Annotated in this window: 8 protein-coding genes and 1 pseudogene; 4 read left to right on the forward strand and 5 right to left on the reverse strand. The window is 66.2% G+C overall.

All coding sequences use genetic code 11. The features are described from left to right. Positions 1-24: 24 nt before the first annotated feature. Positions 25-837, forward strand: coding sequence for a 16S rRNA (adenine(1518)-N(6)/adenine(1519)-N(6))-dimethyltransferase RsmA (gene rsmA / locus ACYCUK_RS15625; protein WP_461595621.1), 813 nt, complete (start codon positions 25-27; stop codon positions 835-837). A 173-nt stretch (positions 838-1,010) separates the two neighbouring features. Here rsmA and ACYCUK_RS15630 read toward each other — a convergent pair whose 3' ends face one another. From ACYCUK_RS15630 to ACYCUK_RS15640, 3 genes are all read right to left on the reverse strand, one after another. After that, positions 1,011-1,457 (reverse strand): barstar family protein, encoded by a 447-nt coding sequence (locus ACYCUK_RS15630; protein ID WP_112484558.1) that lies wholly within the window; start codon positions 1,455-1,457, stop codon positions 1,011-1,013. After that, complete coding sequence (locus tag ACYCUK_RS15635) at positions 1,420-1,800, reverse strand: ribonuclease (RefSeq protein WP_461595628.1); 381 nt, start codon at positions 1,798-1,800, stop codon at positions 1,420-1,422. The genes ACYCUK_RS15630 and ACYCUK_RS15635 overlap by 38 nt, the downstream gene beginning before the upstream one ends. A gap of 450 nt (positions 1,801-2,250) precedes the next feature. Continuing rightward, complete coding sequence (locus tag ACYCUK_RS15640; protein WP_461595622.1) at positions 2,251-4,542, reverse strand: NADP-dependent malic enzyme; 2,292 nt, start codon at positions 4,540-4,542, stop codon at positions 2,251-2,253. Positions 4,543-4,738: 196 nt separating this feature from the next. Here ACYCUK_RS15640 and thiL point away from each other — a divergent pair, with 196 nt between their 5' ends. The 3 genes from thiL to ACYCUK_RS15655 are packed head-to-tail and all read left to right on the forward strand — an operon-like array spanning position 4,739 to position 6,793. After that, the gene (gene thiL, locus ACYCUK_RS15645; RefSeq protein WP_461595623.1) at positions 4,739-5,707 is read left to right on the forward strand and encodes a thiamine-phosphate kinase; all 969 of its coding nucleotides are present in this window, start codon (positions 4,739-4,741) and stop codon (positions 5,705-5,707) included. After that, complete coding sequence (locus ACYCUK_RS15650) at positions 5,704-6,261, forward strand: phosphatidylglycerophosphatase A family protein (RefSeq protein WP_461595624.1); 558 nt, start codon at positions 5,704-5,706, stop codon at positions 6,259-6,261. The genes thiL and ACYCUK_RS15650 overlap by 4 nt, the downstream gene beginning before the upstream one ends. After that, complete coding sequence (locus ACYCUK_RS15655) at positions 6,251-6,793, forward strand: CinA family protein (RefSeq protein ID WP_461595625.1); 543 nt, start codon at positions 6,251-6,253, stop codon at positions 6,791-6,793. The genes ACYCUK_RS15650 and ACYCUK_RS15655 overlap by 11 nt, the downstream gene beginning before the upstream one ends. A gap of 194 nt (positions 6,794-6,987) precedes the next feature. Here the strand turns inward: ACYCUK_RS15655 and ACYCUK_RS15660 are convergent, their stop codons facing one another. Next, positions 6,988-7,401 carry a DUF779 domain-containing protein gene (locus ACYCUK_RS15660; protein ID WP_461595626.1) on the reverse strand — a complete coding sequence of 138 codons (414 nt, stop codon included), beginning with the start codon at positions 7,399-7,401 and terminating at the stop codon, positions 6,988-6,990. Between the two features lie 192 nt (positions 7,402-7,593). Further along, positions 7,594-8,196, reverse strand: a pseudogene (gene adh / locus ACYCUK_RS15665) (aldehyde dehydrogenase); the annotation flags it as partial.

Consider the following 8,196-nt stretch of genomic DNA (forward strand, 5'->3'; position numbering starts at 1 on the left):
ACCGTGTGATGCCACGTCGCCGCCATGGCCGGTTCTAGCCGCCACGGCACCACCGCCGGCCCGACCCGCATCGCCGGGCACACCGCGCGCAAGCGCTTCGGCCAGCACTTTCTCACCGACACCGGGGTGATTGCCGAGATCGTCGGCCTCATCGACCCGCGCGCCGGTCAGCCGCTGGTGGAAATCGGCCCCGGACTGGGCGCGCTCACCTGGCCGGTGCTCGACCGCACCCGGCAACTGACCGTGGTCGAGCTCGACCGCGACCTCGCGGCGCGCTGGCGCACGCGCGAACCCGAGCGCGTGCGCGTCATCGAGTCCGATGCGCTGGCACTGGACTTTGCCGGTCTCGGCTCCGGGTTGCGCATTTTCGGCAACCTGCCCTACAACATCTCCAGCCCGCTGCTGTTCCATTTGATGAGCGCGGCGAGCGCGGTGCATGACCAGCATTTCATGCTGCAGAAAGAAGTGGTGGCGCGCATGGTGGCGCCGCCCGCCTGCAGCGACTACGGCCGGCTGTCGGTCATGCTGCAGTGGCGCTACGCCATGTGGGATGTGCTGAACGTGGGGCCGCAGGCGTTCTCGCCGCCGCCCCGGGTGGATTCGGCCGTGGTGCGCATGCACCCGCGCCCGCCGGCTGAACTGTCGGGCCTCGATCCCGCCGTGTTGCAAGCCCTGACCGCCGCGGCGTTCTCGCAACGCCGCAAGCTGCTGCGCCATGCGCTGGAGCCCTGGCTCGCCAGCCGGGGTTATGCCGGAGATTTCGACATCAAGCGCCGCGCCGAAGAGGTGAGCGTGGCCGAGTATGTGCGCCTGGCGCTGGAATTGAACCCAGGCTGAGGCAAGGGTTCAAGCAAGGGTCAAGGTCCCTTCCGGCAACCTCAGACAACCTCAGGCAGCTTCGGCAACCCACGCGCCATACCAGGGTGCGGGTGGCGCATAGGCCAGTTTGCCGCTGAGTCGGGAGCCCGGTTCGTCTTCGCCCCGCAACGCCGTCCGGTCCGGCGCGCGGGTTACAGAAAAGAATAGAAAACCCGGAATTCCACGCCTTGCTCGAACCAGAAATCGGCCGCGTCGCGGAAGACGTCGAGCAGGGTTTCGCGCGCTTCCTTGTCGAAGCGCTGGGTCATGGGCAACTGTTCCAGCACGATGACGAAGCCCGGCTGCTTGCCCGAGCTTTGGATCATGTCGGTCAGGCAGTCGCGCAGGGCGTCGAAATTCTTGCCGAAATGTTTGGGGAAGGTGAAGGAGCGCGCCACGATTTCCAGCACTTCCTGCTTGGTCGTGGCCTCGGCCAGATTGGCGTAGAGGAAGTGCTGGCCGGCGTCCTGCGCGGCGGACATCAGCGCCGGCACGCGAAAGGCGCGGATCGACTGCACGATATTCGGGCGCAGGAGTTTGAGATTGACCCCGCCCTCGGCCTCAGTGAGCGATGGCTTGGAAACTTGCGTAGTGATCATGGGTGTAGTAGCAGAGATCGGGGGTGCGCGGAGGTCCCCCGCAGACAAGGCGTTGTGCCCCCCGGTTGCGGCTTGCCGGGGTTGGTACGGTGTATTCGCGGTAATAGCCGCGTCGCCGCTGCGGCAGGATGTGTTCATAATTTCCAAAAACAATGCCGTCCTTCGCGTAGGGGAAGGGCCCTCCCTGCCGAATCAACTGCAGTGTGTGCTGGGCTTCACGCGGAAGTTCCCCAGCACGCACGGCTGGCGTGGCCTCATCGCGCCAACTTTCGGCATGCCGTTCGCGCCCCTGGGCCAAGCCCCAACCCTGGACGCCGCCTGCAGACCAAGCTGCAAGTTGCAGGCCGAACAGTGCGATGCACAGTGCCAATGCCCGGGTGATGCGCTGGCCCGGTTTAACAGGTGATTGGATCGGGGCTGCGAACCTGTACACGAACGATGAATGGGCCAGTTTGCGAAAACCCCGGTGGAAAACGCTCGCCGGGGGTGAATGAAATGCGTGATTGGCCTGTGCTTCTGGCCTGTGCTTCGGCTTGCAGTTTGGCCTGCAATCGCTTGCGATGCGACAGGTTTGCAGCAATGCCCACAAGTCCAACCGATGTTGCGTCGCGACCAAACTGGATGCCGCGGGAGGCGCATCATGCGGCGCGTCAGACTCAAAGCGTATTGGAATCGGCCGCTGAAAGCAAGAATTGCGCCTATTTTTTGTGCAGCACAGCTTTCTTAAGTGAGCGCACACTCAGCCTGATCGCCCCTGAAAAAGAGGTGCGGTGTGAATGCAGGGGACTGGGCTTCAGCGCGTCGAGTTGGCGTCCATGACGGTGAGCGCGGTCATATTGACGATGCGCCGCACGGTACTCGATGCGGTGAGGATGTTCACCGGCTTGGCCGCCCCGAGCAGCATGGGGCCGATGGCGACGTTGTTGCTGGCGGTGGTTTTGAGCAGGTTGTAGGCAATGTTGGCGGCGTCCAGACCCGGGAAAACCAGCAGATTGGCCTCGCCCGACAAGGTGGTCTGCGGCAGCAGGCTGGCGCGCAGCCCGGCGTCGAAGGCGCAATCGCCGTGCATCTCGCCGTCCACTTCCAGCCCGGGGTCGCGCTGGTGCAGCAACTCGAGGGCCTGGCGCATTTTGAGTGCGCTGGGGGCATTGCTCGAGCCGAAATTGGAATGCGACAGCAGCGCCACCTTGGGCGTGATGCCGAAGCGGCGCAACTCCTCGGCGGCCATGAGGGTGATCTCGGCCAGGTCCTCGGCGCTGGGGTCGAGATTGATGTGCGTGTCCACCAGCATGACCTGGCGCCCTGGCAGGATGAGCCCGTTCATCGCGGCGTAAACCTTGGCGCCGGGGCGCTTGCCGATGACCTGGTCGATGTAGTGCAGGTGCAGATGGGTGTTGCCCCAGGTGCCGCAGATCATGCCGTCGGCCTCGCCCTTGTGCAGCATCATCGCGCTGATCAGCGTGAGGCGGCGGCGCATCTCGATCTTGGCGAACGGCGGGGTGATGCCCTTGCGCCCGGCGATCTGCTGGTAGCTCTGCCAGAAGTCGCGGTAGCGCTCGTCGTTGTCGGTGTTGACCACGTCAAAGTCGCGCCCCTCCTGCAGGCGCAGGCCAAAGCGCTCCACCCGCTGCGCAATGACCGCCGGGCGGCCCACCAGGATCGGGCGCGCAAGCTGCTCATCGATCACCACGCGCACGGCGCGCAGCACGCGCTCGTCCTCGCCCTCGGCGTAGACGATGCGCTTTTTCTGCGCGTGTTTGGCGATGGAGAAAATGGGCCGCATCATCGCGCCCGACTGATAGACGAACTGCTGCAGCTGCTCGCGGTAGGCGTCGAGGTCGGCAATCGGCCGCGTCGCCACACCGCTGGCCGCAGCCGCCCGGGCCACGGCCGGGGCGATGTGCAGAATCAGGCGCGGGTCGAACGGCTTGGGGATCAGGTAGGTGGGGCCGAAGCCGGCTTCCTGCATGCCGTACGCGGTGGTCACCACATCGCTCTGTTCCATCTGCGCCAGCGCGGCAATCGCGTGCACCGCGGCCACTTCCATCTCGGTGGTGATGGTGGTGGCGCCGCAGTCCAGCGCGCCGCGGAAGATGTAGGGGAAGCACAGCACGTTGTTGACCTGGTTCGGATAGTCCGAACGGCCGGTGGCGATCACCGCGTCGCCGCGCACCGCCTTGATTTCCTCGGGGAGAATTTCCGGCGTGGGGTTGGCCAGCGCCAGGATCAGCGGCTTGGCGGCCATGCGCGCCACCATCTCGGGCTTGAGCACGCCACCGGCGGACAGGCCGAGGAAGATGTCGGCGCCGTCGATGATGTCGCCAAGCTTGCGGGCCTCGGTGGGCTGCGCGTAACGCGCCTTGTCCGGGTCCATCAACTCGGTGCGCCCGGCCCACACCACGCCGGCCAGATCGCTGACCCAGATGTGTTCGCGCGCCAGGCCCAGATGCTCCAGCAGGTGCAGGCAGGCCAGCGCCGCGGCGCCCGCGCCCGAGCACACCAGCTTCACGTCTTCGATGCGCTTGCCCAGCACCTTCAGCCCGTTGAGCACGGCGGCGCCGACGATGATGGCGGTGCCATGCTGGTCGTCGTGGAACACCGGAATGCGCATGCGCTGGCGCAAGCTGCGCTCCACCTGGAAACACTCCGGCGCCTTGATGTCTTCCAGGTTGATGCCGCCGAAGGTGGGTTCCAGCGCCGCGATGATCTCGATGAGCTTGGCCGGGTCTTTCTCGTTGATTTCGATGTCGAACACATCGATGTTGGCGAACTTCTTGAACAGCACCGCCTTGCCTTCCATCACCGGCTTGGCTGCCAGCGGACCGATGTCGCCCAGCCCCAGCACCGCCGTGCCGTTGGTGATGACGCCCACCAGGTTGCTGCGCGCGGTGTAGCGCGCGGCATCGCCCGGGTTCCGCACGATGTCTTCGCAGGCCGCGGCCACGCCCGGCGAATACGCCAGCGCCAGATCGCGCTGGTTGGAGAGTTGCTTGGTCGGGGTGACGCTGATCTTCCCCGGGCGGGGAAATTCGTGATATTCCAGGGCCGCGCGGCGCAGCTCGGCCTTGGCATCGGGGGTGGACATGAAGGGTCTCCGTCGAGAGGATGCGCCGGGTTTGGGGCCGCACGCGTTTTTGATGATGTGCTTTTGATTGCTTTTGATGATCCGCGATTCATTCTAGGAGTCCGGTCCGCCCCCTGGTGTTCCGGTCCAAACAGCGCGCCGTGCAGCGGCCCTCGCGGCGGAGTTGCCAGTCTCGGGCAGCGACGACAATACCCGCATGGCCTCCACCCTCGGCGAATTCGATCTCATCGCGCGCTACTTCACCCGCCCTGCGCGCAACGCAACCCTGGGCGTGGGCGACGATTGCGCCCTGCTCGCCATTCCCTCCGGCCAGCAGCTCGCGGTGTCCAGCGACATGCTGGTGGAAGGCCGCCATTTCCTGCCCGGGGCCGATGCCCGCAAGCTCGGCCACAAGGCGCTGGCCGTGAATTTGTCGGACCTGGCCGCGATGGGCGCGCAGCCGCTGGCGTTCACCTTGGCGTTAGCCTTGCCCACCGCCGACGCAGCTTGGCTCGAAGGCTTCAGCGCCGGGCTGTTCGCGCTCGCCGACGAACAGGCCATCGAACTCGTCGGCGGCGACACCACCAAGGGGCCGCTGAACATCTGCATCACCGTGCTGGGCTTGGTGCCACCGGGCCTGGCCTTGCGCCGCGACGCCGCGCGAGCAGGCGATGCGCTCTGGGTGTCGGGCACGCCCGGCGACGCCCGCCTCGCGCTCGGCCATGTCCGGGGCGAATGGAGCTTGGCTGCCGACGACCTCGCCGCGATGCGCGCGCGCATGGATCAGCCCACTCCGCGCGTGGCGCTGGGGCAGGCGCTGCGCGGCATCGCCCATGCCGCCATCGACATCTCCGACGGCCTGCTCGGCGACCTCGGCCATGTGCTGCGCGCAAGCCACGCGGGCGCGTGCATCGAAGCCGACCGCATTCCCGCAAGCCGCGTCGTGCAGGCCCAGCCCGCCGCTCGCCGCCGCGCCTGCCAACTCGCCGGCGGCGACGATTACGAGCTGCTGTTCACCGCGCCCGCGCATCGGCACGAGGCGGTGCTCGACGCCGCCAGCAAGGCGCAAACTCCCGTGGCCTGCATCGGCCGCATCACCGCTGCGCCCGGCGTCATCCTGCTGGACGCACAAGGCCACGAGATTCCCGCGCATTACGCCGCGTTCGACCATTTCCGCACCCCATGAACCCATCCTCTCCAACCCCCGCAAGCTCCACGGCGCCGCAGCCCAACTGGCGCTTCGCCTTCTCAAGCCCGGTGCATTGCCTCGCCCTCGGCTTCGGCTCCGGGCTCGCGCCCATCGCCCCCGGCACGGCGGGCAGCCTGTTCGGCTGGGCCAGCTACCTGCTGCTCGCGCCCTGGCTGCCCAACGGCGCCTGGGCCGCGTTCTTGCTCGGCGGTTTTGCCCTCGGCGTGTGGGTCTGCGGGCGCACCGCGCAGGCCTTGCAGACCGACGATCCCTCGCCCGTGGTGTGGGACGAAATCGTCGCCATCTGGCTGGTGCTGTGGTTGCTGCAGCCCGCGCCGCAAACCCCCGCCGTGTGGTGGCTGCAAGCGGCAGGCTTTGCCCTGTTTCGCGCGTTCGACGCCGTCAAGCGCGGCCCGGTGGGCTGGGCCGACCGGCATGTGAAAGGCGGCCTGGGCATCATGCTCGACGACCTTGTGGCCGCACTGCTCACCCTGGCCGTGGTGTTCGGCGCCATGCTGCTGTTCGCGTGGAGCGCAAGCCATGGCGCATGAAGCGCAAGCGCCATGGCGGGACGTGCTGGACGCCGCGCTGGCGCTGCGCGCGCCCTTGCTCGATCGCGGCTGGATGCTGGGCTGCGCCGAGTCCTGCACCGGCGGGCTGGTGGCCGCAGCCGTCACCAGCTTCGCCGGTTCGAGCGACTGGTTCGAGCGCGGCATCGTCACCTACAGCAACCGCGCCAAGACCGAGCTGCTGGGCGTGCCCGAAGCCCTGCTCGCCACACACGGCGCCGTCAGCCGCGAAGTGGCACTGGCCATGGCGCGCGGGGTGCTGGCGCACGCCCCCGTGCAGGCCGCCCTGTCCATCACCGGCATCGCCGGCCCCAGCGGCGGCACACCGGACAAGCCGGTAGGACTGGTGTGGTTCGGCTGGGCCTGGCTGGATAAGGAGCAGCCGGACAGCCTACGCGCCGAGGCCCAATCCATCATCTGGCCCGGCGACCGCGAGGCGGTGCGCCTGGCCTCGGCGCGGTATGCATTGGAGGGGTTGCGGCGACGACTGCTCGGTGCGGCGCGCGACGCGTGAATGATGAATGGCACCGAGCCTTCCGGCGATGCAACCTCGGCAAAAGCAACTGGAATGCGGGTGGCTGTGTTCCCGAAACTCCTTTGTCTTGCCGTGGCCCATGAAGATGCCCACACGAATTTGGTTTTGCACGGGAGAACAAATCTTTGCTCATCCGATCGATGGCACTCAATCTTTGATCGCTCGATGCAGGGTCAGACGCGTCCCTCCTGTTCCAAAACTCTCCATTCGTCGTCGTCAAAAAGCCTTGAGCGCGTGAGAAAGCGCAGACCTGTTGAACCCTCGAGAGAAAACATGCCGCCGCGGCCGGGAACGACATCGATGATGAGTTGCGTGTGTTTCCAATACTCGAACTGTGCAAGCCCGATGTAAAACGGCACGCCACCGATAGACCCTAGAAGCCGATCTGCATCCCCAACCAAAAATTCGCCCGCAGCAAAGCACATCGGCGCGCTGCCATCGCAGCAGCCGCCGGACTGATGAAACATCAACTCCCCGTGGGTTGCTTTGAGCTTGGCGACCAGTTCGAGCGCCGCAGTGGTCGCGATGACTTGAGGGACGACCGGTGCCGTCGTGGATGCTTCGCGCAAGGTTTGCTCGGTGTTCATGGCAGGTCATCCGTCGGCGTGTGGAACGCTGCGGGATTGCAGGGTTGCAATGCGCATGCGGTGCTGTCCTGCTGCGCCACTGCCCGCGTTCACGGGCAGTGGCGCAGCGCGTCTTCTCAAGGAAACGCCGGGCCGCCCCAAGTCTCCTTGACCCCCACGGGGGGCGGGTCGGCGGGCCGACCCTGGGGGCGCTCAGAAGAAGCCCAGCTTGCTTTCGCTGTAGCTCACCAGCAGGTTCTTGGTCTGCTGGTAGTGGTCGAGCATCATCTTGTGGTTTTCGCGTCCGATGCCCGATTGCTTGTAGCCACCGAACGCCGCATGGGCGGGGTAGAGGTGGTAGCAGTTCGTCCAGACGCGGCCGGCCTGGATGCCGCGGCCCATGCGGAACGCCCGGTTCATGTCGCGCGTCCAGACGCCCGAGCCCAGGCCGTACAGCGTGTCATTGGCAATCTCCAGCGCCTCTTCCTCGTCCTTGAACGTGGTGACGGACAGGACCGGGCCGAAGATTTCCTCCTGGAAAATGCGCATCTTGTTGTGCCCTTTGAAAACCGTGGGCTTGACGTAATACCCGCCCTCCAGTTCTCCCGGCAGCTTGTTGCGCTCGCCTCCAATCAGAACCTGGGCGCCCTCCTGCTTGCCGATGTCGAGGTAGGAGAGGATTTTTTCCAGTTGCTCGCTCGACGCCTGCGCGCCGATCATGGTTCCCATCTCCAGCGGGCTGCCTTGCTTGATCGCCGCCACGCGCTTGATCGCGCGCTCGATGAAGCGCTCGTAGATCGACTCCTGGACCAGCGC

This window comes from Thiomonas sp., from assembly GCF_054608695.1.